Source organism: Pantoea sp. SGAir0175, from assembly GCF_043547855.1.
Genome location: NZ_CP028081.1, coordinates 1455864 through 1475132, shown reverse-complemented (window position 1 = coordinate 1475132; position 19269 = coordinate 1455864). Strand labels below are relative to the sequence as shown.

Here is a 19269-nt window from a genome sequence, read left to right as displayed (position 1 = left end):
GATGAATAACCTGAATGTAATTATTGCCGATGACCATCCAATCGTTCTGTTCGGTATCCGTAAATCTCTGGAACAGATCGAATGGGTGAATGTGGTAGGTGAGTTTGAAGACTCAACAGCACTGATCAATAGCTTGTCCAAACTGGATGCCAACGTCCTGATTACCGATCTGTCGATGCCGGGCGAAAAATACGGCGACGGCATCACGCTGATCAAGTACATCAAGCGTCACTATCCGGATCTCTCCATTATTGTTCTGACCATGAACAATAACCCGGCGATCCTGAGCGCGGTACTGGATCTGGATATCGAAGGCATCGTGCTGAAGCAGGGTGCACCAACTGACCTGCCAAAAGCGCTGGCAGCCCTGCAGAAAGGGAAAAAGTACACGCCAGAAAGCGTGGCCAAACTGCTGGAGAAAATCAGCGCCGGCGGCTACGGCGACAAACGTCTGTCACCGAAAGAGAGCGAAGTGCTGCGTCTGTTCGCCGAAGGTTTCCTCGTTACTGAGATCGCCAAGAAGCTGAACCGCAGTATCAAAACCATCAGTAGCCAGAAGAAATCAGCAATGATGAAGCTGGGCGTGGATAACGATATCGCACTGCTGAACTACCTCTCTTCCGTCAGCGCCACTCAGGTCGACAAAGAGTAATCCCTGCGGCGGTGCTTCGGCACCGCCTCTCCTCTGCCCTGCTTATCCTTCCCGGCTTTTGCGAACACGTTCGGCATACAGCGCCAGCGTGGTTTTCAGTACATCCAGCGTCACCGGTTTTGACAGGCAGTTATCCATGCCGGCATCCATACAGCGCTGTTTCTCTTCCGCCAGTGCGTTAGCGGTCACCCCAATCACCGGGAAAGCATGCCCCAGCTGGCGCAGACGCTGCGTCAGCCGGTAGCCGTCCATGTTTGGCATGTTGACGTCGCTCAGTACGATATCGATATGGTTACGGCTGAGCACGTTGAGCGCATCCACGCCGTCCTGCGCCGTTTTGGTCTGATAGCCCAGCGTGCCAAGCTGTTCAGACAGCAACATGCGGTTAATCGGATGGTCATCAACAATCAGCACCATGATGTCTTCATAGCTGGAGGCCTGCTGCGGCACCGGCAGTTCCAGCGTGGTCGCCGTTTCGCTGTCGATGGCAATGCGATAAATCCGGCCCAGTAGCAGCGGCAGATCGTGCAGCGTCGCGCTGCTGTGCACCCACTGTCCCGGCGTCGTTTCCTGCGGCATATCGATGTGTTCACCGCAGATACGGATGCGCGCGCGTACCGTCTGCGCTGGCGCGTCGTGGTGATCGCAGATCATCACATCGTCTGCCCCAGCCCGCCCCTGATAGTGCGCAACCTGGATGCCCTGCTGCTGGAGCAGACGCAGCAGGAAGGCCGCCAGATAGTCGTTGCGCAGGTCGAGCCAGATGGCTTTTTCCTGCAGACCATCCAGCAGCGGCGGCGCGGGTTGCTGTCCGGCGTAGATCGGAATACGCACCACGAACTGGCTGCCCATGCCCGGTTCAGAGTCGACTTCGATGTCGCCATCCATCATGTTGATGAGCTTTTCACAGATCGCCAGTCCCAGCCCGGTGCCCTGGAAATTACGCTGCACGCCGGAGCCGACCTGGAAGAACGGGTCGAACAGGCGCGTGATCTCTTTTGCCGGGATTCCCACGCCGGTGTCGCGCACGCGAAACGCCAGATACCCCTCTTTGACATAGGCGTGCAGGATAATGCAGCCGGTGTGGGTGAACTTGATGGCGTTGTTCAGCAGGTTGGAGATCACCTGCTGCAGGCGCAGCGGATCGCCATCCAGCGCCAGCGGCACATCGTTCTCGATAAACACATACAGCGTCAGGCGCTTGCGCACCACCAGCGACAGGTAGTTGCTGGCAATATGGTTGACCACCTCACGCGGCGAGAAGGGACGCGGCTCAATCTTCAGCTGCTCGGACTCGATCTTCGAGAAGTCGAGAATATCGCTGATGATTTTCAGCAACAGGCTGGATGAGTTGTTCATCGCCGTGACCAGCGAATCCACGCCCTTCGGCAGCGATTTGGTCTGCAGCAGATCGAGGTTACCGATAATGCCGTACAGCGGCGTCCGCAGTTCATGACTGACGGTGGCAAGAAACATCGACTTGGACTGGCTGGCCTGCTCGGCGGCGTGCGCCATCTCCTGCAGCGACTGCTCCATGCGCACGCGCGCCGAGACGTCGACCAGCACGCAAATCGCCACGTTCTCGTTGCGGTAGCGCGAATGCACAAAGCTGATTTGCAGGTTAGTGTTACTGCCGGTCAGCATATCGACAAAATTAACCTGCTGGCCGCCGATGATTTCGTTCAGCCGCAGGCGATCTTCCTGCGTCAGCAGCGTCAGATAGTTATGCGCCAGTTCATTACTGAGGATGTTGGTGCCATCGCTGGTACGCAAAATACAGATGCCGACCGGCGCTGACGCGACAATCTTGCGGTTGAACTGCTCGTGCTCCTCCAGCCGGTGGGCGTTGTCTTCCGCCGGCAGGAACATGCGGCGTTCAAACACCCACGCCAGGGTAAACAGAATCAGCGCGCTGAGGATATTGAGCAGCAACGCGTTGATCAGCATCAGCTTGAGCTGATCCATTAGCACATCGGTCGACAGCGACCACACCACATTGAGGCTGGACGGCGGCAGCGGCTTTTTCAGCACCAGCTGACGATAGCCGTCAAGATAACCAAACCAGGTGCTGTTATCCGGCAGATCGTCCAGCGAATAACCGGGTCCGCCGCGTCGTGAGCTGATCAGCGGGCGATAGTTTTCATCGGTGATGGTGGCCACCAGCGGCAGCCCGCCGGGCTGAATAAATTCATCCAGGCGAATGTTCTGTTCCACGCCGAGCAGCGCCTGCAGTTTGTTGGCGACGTAAACCGGCACCACCATGTAGAAGTTGCCGATGCCTGGCTGGCTGCTGTTGGTAATCCAGTACATCGGATTACGCCGCTCTTCCTCGTTGCCGCTGCGGTAGTGCAGCACGTTTTCGCGCAGCGCCTTCAGGCTGCGTTCGCGATCGACCGGATTATTGTTACCGATGGTGAAGTCTGCCAGGCACTGATTTTCGCCGCCGATAAAGAACACCCGATTGAGTTCATAGGCTGAGGCAAAATTGCTTTTCCAGTAGTTAATGAAATAGCTCAGGGAATCGAGCGAGTTACGCCAGGTGTTGCTCATTGACGTGCAGTCACCGTCGGTAAACAGCGGCGTAAACTGCGGCAGCGTGCTTTTGCCGCCCGGCATGCCGTTGAGCATATCCAGCCCGTTGACGCTGCTGCTCAGGCGATTCTCAGTGATGTACTTCAGCTCGCGCATCACATCCGCGGAGTGGCGCACATACCATTCGGCCTGACCATAATTGGTGGCAAACTCCTGGCGCACCGCGTTCTCTTTCTCGTGCAGCACATTGATGATGTAGAAAGTGGTCAACAGTGCACCCAGCGACCAGAGCAGCAGTGCCAGCGCACGAAACAGGTAGCGCGAGATGCGAAGCGTGGTGCGAAAGGAGACGAGATATTTCAAAAGAGACTCACTGGCGGCAAGGGTTATCGGGACGTTGAAAAGTTCTCATACACTAGCTTTATCAGGGCGAAAAAGCCAGTTGGCACGCGACTTTGGGAGTGAAAGTCAGACAAAAAAAACGGCAGGTCGGTTGCCCTGACCTGCCGCTTGTGACAGACAACGAACGGTTACTCTTCGTCGTCTGTTTCCGGTGCGTCGTCGTCGCTGTCGACTTCCGGCGCGATATCGTCTTCGCCTTCTGCCACGCTGCCGTCGATGGCGTCGAGTTCTTCCTCTTCCACCGGTTCAGCGACGCGCTGCAGGCCGACCACGTTTTCATCTTCTGCGGTACGAATCAGGATCACGCCCTGCGTATTACGGCCCACCACGCTGACTTCCGACACGCGGGTACGCACCAGCGTACCGGCATCGGTGATCATCATGATCTGATCGCTATCCACCACCTGTACCGCGCCAACCACTGGCCCGTTACGCTCGGTGACTTTAATCGAGATCACGCCCTGCGTGGCGCGCGATTTGGTCGGATACTCGCTGTTGGCAGTACGCTTGCCGTAGCCGTTCTGCGTTACGGTGAGAATCGCGCCCTCTTCACGTGGCACAATCAGCGACACCACTTTGTCGCCTTCGGCCAGCCTGATGCCGCGTACGCCCGAAGCCGAACGGCCCATGGCGCGCACCGCGCTCTCCGCGAAGCGCACCACTTTACCGGCGGCAGAGAACAGCATCGCTTCGTCGTTACCGTTGGTCAGCGCCACGCCAATCAGCTCATCGTCTTCACGCAGGTTGATGGCAATGATGCCGGCACTACGCGGACGGCTGAACTCCTGCAGCGCCGTTTTCTTCACAGTACCGTCTGCGGTCGCCATGAAGATGTTGAAGCCTTCGGTGTATTCGCGCACTGGCAGAATCGCGGTGATACGCTCGTTGGCTTCCAGCGGCAGCAGGTTGACGATTGGACGACCGCGCGCGCCACGGCTGGCTTCCGGCAGCTGATAGACCTTCATCCAGTAGAGGCGGCCACGGCTGGAGAAGCACAGAATGGTGTCGTGGGTGTTGGCCACCAGCAGACGATCGATAAAGTCTTCTTCTTTAATGCGCGCCGCCGATTTGCCCTTACCGCCGCGACGCTGGGCTTCATAGTCTGACAGCGGCTGGTACTTGACGTAGCCCTGATGCGACAGGGTGACCACCACATCTTCCTGGTTGATCAGGTCTTCGATGTTGATGTCAGCGCTGTTAGCGGTGATTTCCGTACGGCGCGCATCGCCAAACTGATCGCGCATCGCCACCAGCTCTTCACGGATCACTTCCATCAGGCGCTCGGCGCTCTGCAGGATGTGAATCAGTTCGGCGATCTGGTCCAGCAGCTCTTTGTACTCGTCGAGCAGTTTTTCATGCTCAAGGCCGGTCAGTTTCTGCAGACGCAGATCAAGAATGGCCTGTGCCTGCTGCTCAGTCAGGTAGTAGCGACCATCGCGAATACCAAACTCCGCTTCCAGCCACTCCGGACGCGCGGCGTCGTCACCGGCACGTTCCAGCATGGCGGCGACGTTGCCGAGATCCCACGACTGCGCCAGCAGGCCGCTTTTCGCTTCGGCTGGCGTCGGAGCCCGACGAATCAGCTCGATAATCGGATCGATGTTGGCCAGCGCAATTGCCAGACCTTCAAGGATGTGCGCACGATCGCGCGCTTTACGCAGTTCGAAGATGGTACGACGCGTCACCACTTCACGGCGGTGGCGAACGAAGGCTTCAATGATCTCCTTCAGCGTCATGATCTTCGGCTGGCCCTGATGCAGGGCAACCATGTTGATGCCGAAAGAGACCTGCAGCTGCGTCAGCGAGTAGAGGTTGTTGAGCACCACTTCGCCGACCGCATCGCGTTTCACTTCAATGACGATACGCATGCCGTCTTTGTCAGATTCGTCACGCAGGCCGCTGATGCCCTCAACGCGCTTCTCTTTCACCAGCTCGGCAATTTTCTCGATCAGGCGCGCTTTGTTCACCTGATACGGGATTTCATTGACGATGATGGTTTCACGACCGGTTTTGGCGTCGGTTTCGATCTCGCCGCGCGCGCGGATGTAAATTTTACCACGCCCGGTGCGGTAGGCTTCTTCAATGCCACGACGACCGTTGATAAAGGCGGCGGTCGGGAAATCCGGCCCGGTAATGTGCTCCATCAGCCCTTCGACGCTGATGTTTTCATCTTCGATGAACGCCAGGCAGCCGTTGATCACTTCCGTCAGGTTGTGAGGCGGAATGTTGGTCGCCATGCCGACGGCAATACCGGAGGAGCCGTTGATCAGCAGGTTAGGAATTTTGGTCGGCAGGACTTCTGGGATCTGCTCGGTGCCGTCATAGTTCGGCACAAAGTCGACCGTCTCTTTTTCCAGGTCAGCCAGCAGTTCAGAGGAGATCTTCGCCATGCGCACTTCGGTATAACGCATCGCTGCGGCGGAGTCGCCGTCGACCGAACCGAAGTTACCCTGACCGTCGACCAGCATGTAGCGCAGGGAGAACGGCTGGGCCATGCGCACGATACTTTCGTACACGGCGGAGTCACCGTGTGGGTGATATTTACCGATAACGTCACCGACCACACGGGCAGATTTTTTATAGGGTTTGTTCCAGTCGTTACCCAGTTCGCTCATGGCAAAAAGCACACGGCGATGCACCGGCTTCAGGCCATCACGTACATCGGGTAAGGCTCGGCCAACGATGACCGACATGGCGTAATCGAGGTAGGAGTTTTTCAACTCTTCTTCGATATTGACCGGTGTAATTTCTCTCGCAAGGTCGCTCATGGAGCCGCTATCCCTCTACATAATCCCGGATTTTAAAGGTGCGAAAGTATATCACATCGCTTGCGTGCGGTGAACGTAAAGCAGGGTTTTGTGGCGCTTTTCCTTTGCGCTGAGAGATGCCTCGCAGGGTTTATGCGTTTATACTGGTGGCATATTTTGTCAGGAGTCATGATTCAATGAATGAACAACCGCAGGAAAGCCGCCAGAACGTCGACCACGCCGAAATTGCTAAGTTTGAGGCGGTTGCATCACGCTGGTGGGATTTAGAGGGTGAGTTTAAGCCGTTGCACCGCATTAATCCCCTGCGTCTTGGCTGGATTGCCCAGCACAGCCATGGGCTGTTCGGTAAGAAAGTGCTGGATGTCGGCTGCGGCGGCGGCATTCTCGCCGAGAGCATGGCGCGTGAAGGGGCGGAAGTCACCGGCCTGGATATGGGCGCCGAGCCGCTGGAGATCGCGCGTCTGCACGCGCTGGAGAGCGGCGTGAGCGTCAATTACGTGCAGCAGACGGTTGAAGCGCATGCGGCCAGCCATGCCGGTCAGTACGACGTGGTGACCTGTATGGAGATGCTGGAACACGTGCCGGATCCGCGTTCCGTGGTGCTGGCCTGCGCGCAGCTGGTGAAACCGGGCGGCGAGGTGTTCTTCTCCACCATCAACCGTAACCCCAAAGCCTGGCTGCTGGCGGTGTTTGGTGCTGAATACGTGCTGCGCATGGTGCCGCGCGGTACCCATGACGTGAAAAAATTCATTCGTCCCGCCGAGCTGCTGAACTGGGTGGATGAGACCGCCCTGCGTGAACGCAATATGACTGGCCTGCACTACAATCCGCTGACTAACCAGTTCCGCCTTGGCCGCGGGGTGGACGTCAATTATATGGTGCACACCCACCGTCAGGCGTAAACGACCTGTTTCGCCTGCCTGCCCGTGGGCAGCGCTGTGGTAGCGGCGCGATGTATTACGCGAAAAATCGCGCCGCTATGGAATCTACGACCAGCAATTTACCCAACTGAACGGCATAACGCTCTACAAACTGCCAGTCCTCCTTTCACTTCCGACCGCACCCGTTTTATCACGCGCTGGCCCTATCCAGATCAATTTCCTTTTAGACGCTGCGATGCGCTTTTTGTAAGGTGAAAAGGTCATAAAAAATTCATAAGCAAACGCAGATAAGTTCGCTGCTGACGGAGCGGCGCGGGCTTTTTTCGCCTGGGAAATTTCCCGAATCGCAGCGGTTGAGCAATAAACACGCGCTCGATCAAAAATTGAAAAAAAACCTGTTATCCGTTGACACCAGGTGCAGGCCTTGTGGCGTGGGGATCCAGGATTTTCGCCACCCCCCAGGGCGTAAAATTTTGTGAAAATCAACTCTTGTGATGATCCGATTGCTGACTAGAATACTCACCATATTGTTGTTCAAACTTTCCGCACCCCCTATATATAGTGTTTATCCACAGGCTTACTCACAATGAGCCGCCTGTGAATAGACGGGGGATAATTTTGTATTTCATGGACAGGTAAACACGCGACATGAACCAAAGTCTGCTCGTTACGAAACGCGATGGCCGCCAGGAGCGCATCGACCTCGATAAGATTCACCGGGTGCTGGACTGGGCAGCTGAAGGGCTGAACAATGTCTCCGTCTCGCAGGTTGAGTTGCGTTCGCACATCCAGTTTTACGATGGCATCAAAACCTCGGACATTCACGAGACCATCATCAAAGCGGCTGCCGATTTGATCTCCCGTGACGCGCCTGATTACCAGTACCTGGCCGCGCGTCTGGCGATCTTCCACCTGCGTAAAAAAGCGTACGGTCAGTTTGAGCCACCGAAGCTGTACGACCAGGTAGTAAAAATGGTCGAGATGGGTAAATACGATCGCCATCTGCTGGAAGACTACAGCACCGAAGAGTTCGAGCAGATGGACGGCTTCATCGACCACTGGCGCGACATGAACTTCTCCTACGCGGCAGTGAAGCAGCTGGAAGGCAAATATCTGGTGCAGAACCGCGTCAGCGGTGAAATCTACGAGAGCGCCCAGTTCCTGTATATTCTGGTCGCCGCCTGCCTGTTCTCCGGCTATCCGCGCGATACGCGCATGGATTACATCAAGCGTTTCTACGATGCGATCTCCACGTTCAAGATCTCGCTGCCTACACCTATCATGTCCGGCGTGCGCACTCCGACCCGTCAGTTCAGCTCCTGCGTACTGATCGAATGCGGCGACAGCCTGGATTCCATTAACGCCACCTCCAGCGCTATTGTGAAATATGTGTCACAGCGTGCCGGCATCGGTATCAACGCGGGTCGCATTCGTGCGCTCGGCAGCCCGATCCGCGGTGGTGAAGCGTTCCACACCGGCTGTATCCCGTTCTATAAGCACTTCCAGACGGCGGTGAAATCCTGCTCGCAGGGCGGCGTGCGCGGCGGTGCGGCAACGCTGTTCTACCCGATGTGGCATCTGGAAGTGGAAAGCCTGCTGGTGTTGAAAAACAACCGCGGCGTCGAAGGCAACCGCGTACGTCATATGGATTACGGCGTGCAGATCAACAAGCTGATGTACACCCGCCTGCTGAAAGGCGAAGACATCACTCTGTTCAGCCCGTCCGACGTGCCAGGCCTGTATGACGCGTTCTTCGCCGATCAGGATGAGTTTGAGCGTCTGTATACCAAATATGAGAAGGACGACAGCATTCGCAAGCAGCGCGTGAAAGCCGTCGACCTGTTCTCGCTGATGATGCAGGAACGTGCTTCAACCGGCCGTATCTACGTGCAGAACGTTGACCACTGCAACACCCACAGCCCGTTCGATCCGGCCATTGCGCCAGTGCGTCAGTCTAACCTGTGCCTGGAAATTGCGCTGCCGACCAAACCGCTGGAAGACGTCAACGACGAAAGCGGCGAGATCGCGCTGTGCACCCTGTCCGCCTTTAACCTCGGCGCGATTGAAAGCCTGGACGATCTGGAAGAGCTGGCGACGCTGGCAGTACGCGCGCTGGATGCCCTGCTCGATTACCAGGACTACCCGATTCCGGCGGCAAAACGCGGTGCGATGGGCCGTCGTACCCTGGGTATTGGCGTGATCAACTACGCCTATTACCTGGCGAAACACGGTGTGCGCTACTCCGACGGCAGCGCCAACAACCTGACGCACAAAACCTTTGAAGCCATTCAGTACTGGCTGCTGAAAGCCTCCAACGAGCTGGCGAAAGAGCAAGGTGCCTGCCCGTGGTTTAAAGAGACCACTTATTCGCAGGGCATTCTGCCGATCGATACCTACAAAAAGGATCTCGACAGCGTATGCAATGAGCCGCTGCACCTTGACTGGGAAGCGCTGCGTGAGTCGATTAAAACCCACGGCCTGCGCAACTCTACACTGTCTGCACTGATGCCGTCTGAGACCTCTTCGCAGATTTCGAACGCCACCAACGGTATCGAGCCGCCGCGCGGTCACATCAGTATCAAAGCGTCGAAAGACGGGATTCTGCGCCAGGTGGTACCGGAGTATGAGCGTCTGAAAGATCAGTACGAACTGCTGTGGGAGATGCCATCAAACGATGGCTATCTGCAGCTGGTGGGCGTGATGCAGAAGTTTATCGATCAGGCGATTTCATCGAACACCAACTACGATCCAGGCCGTTTCGCCAATGGCAAAGTGCCGATGAAACAGCTGCTGAAAGATCTGCTGACCGCATACAAATTTGGCGTGAAGACCCTGTACTACCAAAACACCCGTGACGGTGCCGAGGATGCGCAGGACGATCTGGCGCCGTCTATTCAGGACGATGGCTGCGAAAGCGGCGCCTGTAAAATTTGATCGAAAGGCGCCTGCGGGCGCCTTATCGTGTCTGGGCCAGCAGCGGCTGGCCCGTTTCACTTTTGGACTTAGTCATGGCTTACACTACTTTCTCACAGAACAAAAATGACCAGCTGAAAGAGCCGATGTTCTTCGGCCAGTCAGTGAACGTTGCCCGTTTCGACCAGCAGAAATACGACATCTTTGAAAAGCTGATCGAAAAGCAGCTCTCTTTCTTCTGGCGTCCGGAAGAGGTTGACGTCTCGCGCGATCGAATCGACTATCAGGCGCTGCCGGAGCACGAGAAGCACATCTTTATCAGTAACCTGAAGTATCAGACGCTGCTGGATTCCATTCAGGGCCGCAGCCCGAACGTGGCGCTGCTGCCGCTGATCTCGATTCCCGAGCTGGAAACCTGGGTAGAAACCTGGGCGTTCTCCGAGACCATCCACTCACGCTCGTACACCCACATCATCCGTAATATCGTCAACGATCCGTCACTGGTGTTTGATGACATCGTGACTAACGAGCAGATTCTGGCGCGCGCGCAGGATATCTCGAAGTATTACGATGATCTGATCGAGATGACTAACTACTGGCATCTGCTGGGTGAAGGCACGCATCAGGTGGCGGGCAAGAGCGTGACCGTGAATCTGCGTGCGCTGAAGAAGCAGCTGTATATCTGCCTGATGAGCGTTAATGCTCTGGAAGCGATTCGCTTCTACGTCAGCTTTGCCTGCTCCTTCGCCTTCGCCGAGCGCGAACTGATGGAAGGCAATGCCAAGATTATTCGTCTGATCGCCCGTGACGAAGCGCTGCACCTGACCGGCACTCAGCATATGCTGAATCTGATGCGTACCGGTGAAGACGATCCTGAAATGAAAGAGATCGCCGCTGAGTGCCGCGACGAGTGCTTCGACCTGTTTAAGAAAGCGGCCGAGCAGGAAAAAGAGTGGGCTGAGTATCTGTTCAGCGGCGGCTCAATGATTGGTCTGAACAAGGACATTCTGTGCCAGTACATTGAGTACATCACCAATATCCGCATGCAGGCGGTGGGCCTTGATCTGCCGTTCCAGACGCGTTCTAACCCGATTCCATGGATTAACTCGTGGCTGGTGTCAGATAACGTGCAGGTGGCGCCGCAGGAAGTTGAAGTGAGCTCCTATCTGGTGGGTCAGATCGACTCCGAAGTAGGCGAAGACGACTTCAACGATTTCCAGTTGTAAGCATGAGCCGTTCCGTGGTAATCCTGCGCAGCTCCGGCTCCCGGCTGGAGTGCGCAGACGAACACCCTAATCTGCTGACGACGCTGGAAGCACATAATGTGTGCGTCGAGTTTCAGTGTCGCGAAGGCTACTGCGGCTCCTGCCGCATGCGTCTGCTGAAAGGCGAAGTGGATTATGCGGAAACCCCACTGGCGTTTATTCAGCAGGGCGAGATTCTGCCCTGCTGTTGTAAGGCCAGAGGGGAGATTGAGATCGAGCTGTAACCTGCCGCTACACCAAACCCAAAAGTCCTTTAATGCTGCAACATCCATACAGGTCGTCAGAGAGGTTGCCGCTTGCTGCACCGGCGTAAATCCATCCCTGGAGCCTGCCGCCGCGCCGTCCTGGCGCGGAGGCTGCTGCAAGCGGCAACCTCCCCCACGCCCTATCAGGCTTCTTCATTGCGGTAACAGAACGTCACCCTACAGCGACACCAATGCTAACGGGAAGAGGGGATGTTGAGCTAAGCCGGACGTCACGCGGCAAGGATGCCGCGTGTCGAGGCCCGCAGGGAGCGGGTTTTGCCGTTCCGGGCGTGCTCAACTTCCCCTCTGACCTTGCTGATGATGACCGCCAGCACAATCGGGTTAGCTCTTCACCGTCTCCAGGACATCAATCCAGCCGTGACCGGTACTGACTTCACTGCCGTGCAGCCAGCGGCGCAGCATATTCATCGCCATCATCGCTACCACTTTCTGCCGGGTTTCCAGATTGTGTCGCCCGTGGGTAAATTTCACCCGCTGGCCCCAGCTGGCTTCCGGTGTGTGCAGCGCAATCGACACTTCCCCTTCCTGCAGATCGCCAACCGACAAGGCCAGCACTGTACCCTGCTGAGCGGCTAACTGACGCGTGCGCGTAACCTGCGCTTCCAGCGACTCCTCACGTGCCGGCAGCAGCTCAGCGGCGCTAAGCGGCACCTGCGCGGCGGCCAGCTGCCAGTGCAGCAACCCGGCCGTGTATTGTTCGCTCAGAGCAAGGCGGAAGCCGCGATCGTACAGTTCCCGCGCCAGCACGGCCGGCAATCCTTCAAAGCCTTCAAAAATGGTGCACTCGGCCAGCAGTAACTTAACCTGCTGCCACACCTGCTCCATCGCCACGCGCTGGCTGGCCGGGCCGGTCAGTTTAATCTCAATGATGGGCATCGACGAACGGTAGCCCATCACCACGCCTTCCGGCAGCGGCAGCGGTTCAAGCTCGGCGGCGATATCGCTCTCGCCGCGGCCAAAGGTGGTCAGACGCAGGCACAGCGGGGGTTCTGGCAACGTAAAACGCGCCTTAAGACGCGGAATAATCTGCTGCTCAACCATCACTTTGAATTCTGACGGCACGCCGGGCGTAAAGAAAATCCAGCAGCGATTAAGCTGCAGGGCAAACCCACAGGCGGTGCCGACCGGGTTATCGATCAACTCGGCATTGGCCGGAATCTCCGCCTGCTTGCGATTACTGGGTGCCATGAGCCGCCCGCGGCTGGCAAACCAGGCTTCCATCTTCTCCAGCCACGCCTGTTGCAGCACCAGTTCGCTGCCGCTGGCGGTGGCCGCTGCCTGCGCGCTGAGATCGTCGCTGGTCGGCCCGAGACCGCCGTTCACGATCAGCACGTCGGCAATCTGACTGCGGCTCTGTAGCGCTTCAACCAGCGAGCTCATTGCATCGCCGACCGTGCTGCGACTGGTCATCGGCAGGCCGTGCTGAAACAGCATATCGGCCAGCCACGCGGCGTTGGTATCGACAATCTGCCCATGTAACACTTCATCGCCCGTTGAGAGCATTTCGACACGTATCACGATCTCTTCTCCTTATCCCTGTGGCTTTCACTGTAGGGAGCGCGCAGGCGAAACACAATCGCCGCCGGTGCGAAATAGCGGGTTAATCGCGATGCGGAAAGGAAACAGCGGCAAAGCAGGAATCGGGCGCGACGGACATCGCGCCCACGGGGATTAACGGCGCGCCAGCAGCAGGCCAACAAACAGACCGGCAGCCGCACCGATACCAATGCCCTGCCACGGTTTTTCATGCACGTAATCGTCGGCACGATACGCTGCCTGTTTGGCACGATAGTAATAGCTGTCGGACGCCTGGCTCACGCGATTCTTCACGTCTTCCAGCGCCTGCTCGGCTTTCTGCTTCAGTTCGATATATTTCTGGTCCGCCGGATCGCCCGAGGAGCGCAGCACTTCTTCCAGCGTTTCCGTCAGCAGCGCCAGATCGTCATCAAGACGGGTTTCAAATTGATCGGTAGATGACATGTTCACAATCCTCCATGTTTAAATGCGGTGTCGATTAACTATAGTCATAAATTGCGTTTTTGCGCCGCGCCGTCATCCGCTCACTACGCTTTTTGCCGCGCTGAACGCAAAGTTATGTCATCCGGGGCGTTGCACGCGGAATTGTGCTTCGTTTATTTGATTAATCTGATAAATTTTCAGCGGACTGAATTTTTTATTTTCGCCACTGTCGTAACCCCCTGTAGCCTGACGCTAAATGTCTTGCGACAGCCTCAATACACCCGAGCAGCTAAGGAAAAGATTTCCGGCATGAATCGTAGAAAATTTATGAAAGCGTCCATGGCCCTCTCTGCCGTTAGCGGCATGACCGGGCTCTCCTCGCTGTTTGCGCAGTCCGCCTGGGCCGATGATGGCATCGCCGACGGAACCGCCGTGCGCTTCGATTTCGATGTGCTGAAAAAGAAAGCCGCGGCGCTGGCCAAACAGCCCTGGGGCGGCGCGCCCGGCCCCCTGCCCGCGACCCTGGCCAATCTGACACCGCAGGCGTATAACGAAATTCAGTACGACGCTAACCACTCACTGTGGAACAACATCGCCGACCGCGAGCTGGATGTGCAGTTCTTCCACGTTGGCATGGGCTTTAAGCGCCGCATTCGCATGTTCTCCGTGGACGCCGCCAGCCGCGAGGCGCGGGAAATCCACTTCCGTCCGGAACTGTTTAATTATCACAACGCCAACGTGGATACCCAGCAGTTGGTGGGTAAAACCGACCTGGGCTTTGCCGGTTTCCGCGCCTTTAAAAAGCCGGAGCTGGCGCGACGCGACATCGTTTCTTTCCTCGGTGCCAGCTACTTCCGCGCGGTAGATGAAACCTACCAATATGGCCTGTCAGCCCGTGGCGTCGCGGTTAACACCTTCAGCAATGGCCAGGAAGAGTTTCCCGACTTCACTGCCTTCTGGTTCGAAACACCCAAAGCTGAAGACACCACCTTTGTGGTGTATGCACTGCTGGACGGGGCCAGCGTCACCGGTGCCTACAAGTTCACCATCCACTGCGAAGAAAAACGCGTAGTGATGGAGGTGGAAAACCACCTGTTTGCGCGCAACGAGATTCGTCAGCTCGGTATTGCGCCAATGACCAGCATGTTCAGCTGCGGTACCAACGAGCGCCGCATGTGCAATACCTATCATCCGCAGATTCATGACTCCGATCGACTGGCAATGTGGAGCGGTAGCGGCGAGTGGATTGCCCGTCCGCTGAATAACCCACAGCGCCTGCAGTTCAATGCCTATCAGGATGAAAACCCGCGCGGCTTCGGTCTGCTGCAGCTGAATCATGATTTCAAAGATTATCAGGATGTGATTGGCTGGTATGACAAACGCCCCAGCCTGTGGGTGGAGCCGATCGGTAAATGGGGTAAAGGCGCCATCAACCTGATGGAGATCCCGACGACCGGGGAAACGCTGGATAACATCGTTTGCTTCTGGCAGCCGGCCGAGCCGGTCAAAGCTGGCAGCGAATTTAATTTCCAGTACAAACTCTACTGGAGCCAGCTGCCGCCGGTACGCAGTGGTCTGGCCCGCGTTGATGCCACGCGCACCGGTATTGGTGGCTTCCCGGAAGGCTGGGCACCGGGCGAACACTTCCCGGACCAGTGGTGCCGCCGCTTTGCTATCGATTTCATTGGCGGCGACCTGCAGGCGGCCGCGCCGAAAGGCATCGAACCGGTAATCACCGTGTCGTCCGGCACCTTCAAACAGGTGGAGATTCTCTACGTCGAACCGCTGAAAGGGTACCGTATCCTGTTTGACTGGTATCCGAACAGCGACTCAACCAAACCGGTGGATATGCGCCTGTTCCTGCGCACCAAAGATGAGACGCTGAGCGAAACCTGGCTGTATCAGTACTTCCCGCCACCGCCCGATCAGCGCAAGTACACCGACGACCGGCAGATGACGCCGGGCTAACCTGCACGGCGAGGCCAACACCTCGCCGTTAGTTTTTCTGCATGCCGACGTGCGGAATATTATCTTCCAGATAAACGTCCGTGACCGCCCGGAAGCCCAGGCGACCATAAAAGCCTTCCAGATGCGCCTGCGCGGACAGATATACCGCCCGCTGCGGCCAGTGCTGTTCGCAGCTGTTCAGCGCCTGCTCCATCAGCCGATAGCCCAGTTTCAGGCCGCGCGCCTCTTCCGACACAATCACCCGACCAATGGTCACCGGCGAGGAAGCCAGCGCGGGCGTCAGCAGACGCGCATAGGCCAGCAGTTTGCCATCAAGAAAGCCCAGCAGATGGCGATTATCAGCCGTCAAATCCTGGCCATCTATATCCTGATACGGACAGGCCTGTTCGACGATAAACACCTGATTGCGCAGCGCCAGCACGGTATACAGCTGCTGCGCGGTCAGTTCACTGTGGTGGCAATCAAGCCATTGCATATCCATCGTGCTTCCTTGTCTGAGCGAAAAAAGTGATCTTCACAGCCTATCACAGCGCATGCGCTAAACGCAGTGGGCAGCACGTAACAGGGGCGGACACGCGAAGCAATGTGATCAAACTCTCAAATTGAAGGCAAAAAAATCAGGCCCGCAGGCCTGATTATGAAGATGACGCACTGTTTACATCAGCGGCTGAGCCAGCTGCACCAGCGTGATGAGCGGCTGCGGATAAACACCGAGCAGCAACACGAGGATGGCGGAGATCAGCACCACCACACCACCGGCGGTGAACGCCCAGTTGGCTGGAGTATCACGAGTGTGCAGTTCCGGCGGGCTGAGGTACAGGCTCACCGTAACGCGCAGGTAGTAATACAGACCAATGGCGCTACCGGCGACAACCGCCGCGGTCAGCCACCACAGATGCGCGTTAACACCGGACGCGATGACGTAAAACTTACCGATAAAGCCCAGCGTCATTGGGATACCGGCCAGCGACAGCATCATCACCGTCATCACGGCGGAGAGAATCGGACGATGCCAGAACAGACCACGATACGAGTAAAGCGTATCCGCATCCGGACCACGGTACGGGCTCGACATCAGGCTGACCACACCGAAGGCGCCGAGGCTGCTGAACAGGTAACCGGCCAGATAGACACCGGCGGTTTCCAGTGACAGCTGATGGGTTTTCACCGCAATCAGCGCCACCAGCAGATAGCCAAGATGCGCGATAGATGAATAGCCGAGCAGACGCTTGATGTTGCTCTGCGAAATCGCCATCAGGTTACCGAACAGAATCGAGACGAAGGCAATCACACCCAGCACGGTGCGCACCGCTTCACTGTCGGTTACCGGTGCGTACATGAACAGACGCATGATGACCGCAAAGATAGCGATTTTGCTGGCGGTGGCGAGGAAGGTCGAGACCGGAGCCGGCGCGCCCTGATAAACGTCTGGCGTCCACAGATGGAACGGCACCAGCGACAGCTTAAAGCCAAGACCGATGATCATCATGCCCAGCCCGACCAGCAGCAGCGGCTGCTGAATCATGCTGTCATTCAGACTCTTGCCGAGCTGCACAAAGCTCAGGCTGCCGGAATCGGCGTAGACCAGCGCAATACCGAAGATCAGGAACGAGGAGGCCGCAGCCGACAGAATCATGTACTTCAGCGCCGCTTCCAGCGAGCGCTTCTGACGGAAGGCGTAGCCGATGAGACCAAACAGCGGCAGCGACAGCAGTTCGATACCGATGAACAGCGCCGCCAGATGGTTGGCGCTGGCCAGCACGATCCCGCCCAGCGCCGCAATCAGCACCAGCAGATAGAACTCATCTTTGTTGTCCGGGAAACCGGCCAGCCACGGATAAGCAAAGGTGCAGGTTGCCAGACTCGCCAGCATCACCAGCGCGGTATAGAACATCGAGTAGCCATCCACGCGCAGCAGCGGCGTGACATCCATGGCGCCCACGTGGCCCACAAACCACAGCGACAGCAGCGCGAGGTTAAGACCGATGACCGTCAGCGTGGCATTAACAAAGTGGTTGCGTCGCCACGCAATGGACAGCATCACAACCACCACCGTCAATCCGACGATTAACAGCGGTAGCAACGCGATCAATTGTTGAGGAGTTATTGTCATGGCGAATTACGGCCTTGTAGTTGAAATTGAAGCGGTAAACCACTGCTGAATATTGCTCATCGCAGCATGGGACGTGTCGAGGATTGGCTGCGGATAAACGCCCAGCAGCACCAGCAGCACGACCAGTACACCGATGGTCAGGAATTCGCGCGGCGACATTCCAGCCAGCGGCTCTTTTGATTTGGCTTCGCCGTAGTAAGCGCGCTGCATCATGATCAGCGAGTACACCGAGGCAAATACCAGGCCGAAGGTGGCAATCACGATAATCAACGGCACCACCTGATAGCTGCCGGTCAGAATCATGAACTCACCCACAAAGTTACCGGTGCCCGGCATACCGAGGTTGGCCACGGCAAAGAACAGCGACAGGCCCGGAATCCACTTGATGCGCGACCACAGGCCGCCCATCTGGCGCATGTCACGGGTATGCAGACGCTCATACAGCTGACCGCACAGGATGAACAGCGCCGCGGCCGACAGGCCGTGCGCAATCATCTGCACCACCGCGCCCTGGAACGCCAGCTGGCTGCCGGTGTAGATGGCAATCAGCACGAAGCCCATGTGCGAAATCGAGGTGTAGGCGATCAGGCGTTTGATATCGGTCTGCGAGAACGCCATCCACGCGCCGTAGAAGATACCGATGATGCCGAGCCACATGGCGATCGGCGCGAACTCCGCCGACGCATTCGGGAACAGCGGCAGGCTAAAACGCAGCAGGCCGTAAGCCGCAGTTTTCAGCAGGATACCGGCAAGGTCAACCGAACCAGCGGTCGGTGCCTGGCTGTGGGCATCCGGCAGCCAGCCGTGCAGCGGCACCACCGGCATTTTCACCGCAAAGGCGATGAAGAAGCCGAGCATCAGCAGATACTCAACGGTGTGTGACATTGGCGTTTTCAGCAGCTCTTCATAGCTGAACGTCCAGACGCCAGTGGCGTTGTAGTGCACAAACACCAGCGCCAGAATGGCAATCAGCATCACCAGACCTGACGCCTGGGTATAGATGAAGAATTTGGTTGCCGCGCTGATACGGGTTTTCCCGTCAGACGCTTTGTGACCCCAGAGCGCGATGAGGAAGTACATCGGCACCAGCATCATTTCCCAGAAGAAGAAGAACAGGAACATGTCGATGGCGAGGAACACGCCGATCACGCCGCCGAGAATCCACATCAGGTTGAGGTGGAAGAAGCCCTGATACTTTTCGATTTCATTCCACGAGCAGAGAACCGCCATCAGACCCAGCAGGCCGGTCAGCACCACCATCAGCAGCGACAGGCCATCCAGCGCCAGATGGAAATTAATGCCAAAGCGTGGGATCCACGACACCAGGAAAGTCGACTGCCACTGCGGCAGGCCCGCAGCCTGCGTCAGCGAATAGCCGCCCTGCAGCCACAGCTGCAGGCCCAGCGCCAGCGTCAGCCCCATGGTGATCAGGGCAATCCAGCGCGGCACCTTCGCGCCAAGGCGCTCAGCCAGCCAGCAAAGCAAGCCCCCAACAAAGGGTATAATTATTAGCCAAGGTAATAACACGGCGTACATTCCCTATTTTCGTC

The 19269-nt window shown here is 57.1% G+C and carries 13 protein-coding genes; 6 read left to right on the top strand and 7 right to left on the bottom strand.

From position 1 onward, the window contains the following. Position 1: 1 nt before the first annotated feature. Positions 2–652: a response regulator transcription factor RcsB gene (gene rcsB / locus C1N56_RS06710; protein ID WP_013509853.1), complete on the top strand. Its 651-nt coding sequence runs from the start codon at positions 2–4 to the stop codon at positions 650–652. A 42-nt stretch (positions 653–694) separates the two neighbouring features. Here the strand turns inward: rcsB and rcsC are convergent, their stop codons facing one another. After that, positions 695–3547, bottom strand: coding sequence for a two-component system sensor histidine kinase RcsC (gene rcsC, locus C1N56_RS06705; RefSeq protein ID WP_021509234.1), 2853 nt, complete (start codon positions 3545–3547; stop codon positions 695–697). Between the two features lie 167 nt (positions 3548–3714). Beyond that, positions 3715–6354, bottom strand: coding sequence for a DNA topoisomerase (ATP-hydrolyzing) subunit A (gyrA, locus tag C1N56_RS06700; protein WP_021509233.1), 2640 nt, complete (start codon positions 6352–6354; stop codon positions 3715–3717). A gap of 176 nt (positions 6355–6530) precedes the next feature. Here gyrA and ubiG point away from each other — a divergent pair, with 176 nt between their 5' ends. From ubiG to yfaE, 4 genes are all read left to right on the top strand, one after another. Beyond that, the gene (gene ubiG, locus C1N56_RS06695) at positions 6531–7256 is read left to right on the top strand and encodes a bifunctional 2-polyprenyl-6-hydroxyphenol methylase/3-demethylubiquinol 3-O-methyltransferase UbiG (RefSeq protein ID WP_021509232.1); all 726 of its coding nucleotides are present in this window, start codon (positions 6531–6533) and stop codon (positions 7254–7256) included. 627 nt (positions 7257–7883) lie between these two features. Next, positions 7884–10169: a class 1a ribonucleoside-diphosphate reductase subunit alpha gene (nrdA, locus tag C1N56_RS06690; protein WP_021509231.1), complete on the top strand. Its 2286-nt coding sequence runs from the start codon at positions 7884–7886 to the stop codon at positions 10167–10169. Positions 10170–10243: 74 nt separating this feature from the next. After that, positions 10244–11374, top strand: coding sequence for a class Ia ribonucleoside-diphosphate reductase subunit beta (gene nrdB / locus C1N56_RS06685; RefSeq protein WP_021509230.1), 1131 nt, complete (start codon positions 10244–10246; stop codon positions 11372–11374). A 2-nt stretch (positions 11375–11376) separates the two neighbouring features. Beyond that, on the top strand, positions 11377–11637 hold the full coding sequence (gene yfaE / locus C1N56_RS06680) for a class I ribonucleotide reductase maintenance protein YfaE (RefSeq protein WP_021509229.1): 261 nt from the start codon (positions 11377–11379) through the stop codon (positions 11635–11637). 363 nt (positions 11638–12000) lie between these two features. Here the strand turns inward: yfaE and C1N56_RS06675 are convergent, their stop codons facing one another. Next, entirely contained in the window at positions 12001–13197 is a 1197-nt protein-coding gene (locus C1N56_RS06675; RefSeq protein ID WP_394517293.1) for a nicotinamide mononucleotide deamidase-related protein YfaY, read from the bottom strand. Between the two features lie 153 nt (positions 13198–13350). Beyond that, positions 13351–13659, bottom strand: coding sequence for a stress response protein ElaB (elaB, locus tag C1N56_RS06670; RefSeq protein WP_021509227.1), 309 nt, complete (start codon positions 13657–13659; stop codon positions 13351–13353). A 288-nt stretch (positions 13660–13947) separates the two neighbouring features. Between elaB and C1N56_RS06665 the strand changes: the two genes are divergently transcribed. After that, positions 13948–15606 carry a glucan biosynthesis protein D gene (locus C1N56_RS06665; RefSeq protein ID WP_031280040.1) on the top strand — a complete coding sequence of 553 codons (1659 nt, stop codon included), beginning with the start codon at positions 13948–13950 and terminating at the stop codon, positions 15604–15606. Between the two features lie 28 nt (positions 15607–15634). Here the strand turns inward: C1N56_RS06665 and C1N56_RS06660 are convergent, their stop codons facing one another. The 3 genes from C1N56_RS06660 to nuoM all read right to left on the bottom strand — a co-directional run bounded on the left by C1N56_RS06660 (position 15635) and on the right by nuoM (position 19246). Then, complete coding sequence (locus tag C1N56_RS06660) at positions 15635–16087, bottom strand: GNAT family N-acetyltransferase (protein ID WP_021509225.1); 453 nt, start codon at positions 16085–16087, stop codon at positions 15635–15637. Between the two features lie 174 nt (positions 16088–16261). Continuing rightward, positions 16262–17719: an NADH-quinone oxidoreductase subunit NuoN gene (nuoN, locus tag C1N56_RS06655; RefSeq protein WP_031280039.1), complete on the bottom strand. Its 1458-nt coding sequence runs from the start codon at positions 17717–17719 to the stop codon at positions 16262–16264. 6 nt (positions 17720–17725) lie between these two features. After that, positions 17726–19246 carry an NADH-quinone oxidoreductase subunit M gene (gene nuoM / locus C1N56_RS06650; protein WP_031280038.1) on the bottom strand — a complete coding sequence of 507 codons (1521 nt, stop codon included), beginning with the start codon at positions 19244–19246 and terminating at the stop codon, positions 17726–17728. Positions 19247–19269 lie beyond the last annotated feature (23 nt).

Coding starts and splice junctions, on each gene's coding strand:
- nrdB (WP_021509230.1), top strand. CDS start 10,244: ATGGCTTACACTACTTTCTCACAGAACAAAAATGACCAGCTGAAAGAG.
- ubiG (WP_021509232.1), top strand. CDS start 6,531: ATGAATGAACAACCGCAGGAAAGCCGCCAGAACGTCGACCACGCCGAA.
- elaB (WP_021509227.1), bottom strand. CDS start 13,659: ATGTCATCTACCGATCAATTTGAAACCCGTCTTGATGACGATCTGGCG.
- rcsB (WP_013509853.1), top strand. CDS start 2: ATGAATAACCTGAATGTAATTATTGCCGATGACCATCCAATCGTTCTG.
- C1N56_RS06660 (WP_021509225.1), bottom strand. CDS start 16,087: ATGGATATGCAATGGCTTGATTGCCACCACAGTGAACTGACCGCGCAG.
- gyrA (WP_021509233.1), bottom strand. CDS start 6,354: ATGAGCGACCTTGCGAGAGAAATTACACCGGTCAATATCGAAGAAGAG.
- C1N56_RS06665 (WP_031280040.1), top strand. CDS start 13,948: ATGAATCGTAGAAAATTTATGAAAGCGTCCATGGCCCTCTCTGCCGTT.
- yfaE (WP_021509229.1), top strand. CDS start 11,377: ATGAGCCGTTCCGTGGTAATCCTGCGCAGCTCCGGCTCCCGGCTGGAG.
- nrdA (WP_021509231.1), top strand. CDS start 7,884: ATGAACCAAAGTCTGCTCGTTACGAAACGCGATGGCCGCCAGGAGCGC.
- nuoN (WP_031280039.1), bottom strand. CDS start 17,719: ATGACAATAACTCCTCAACAATTGATCGCGTTGCTACCGCTGTTAATC.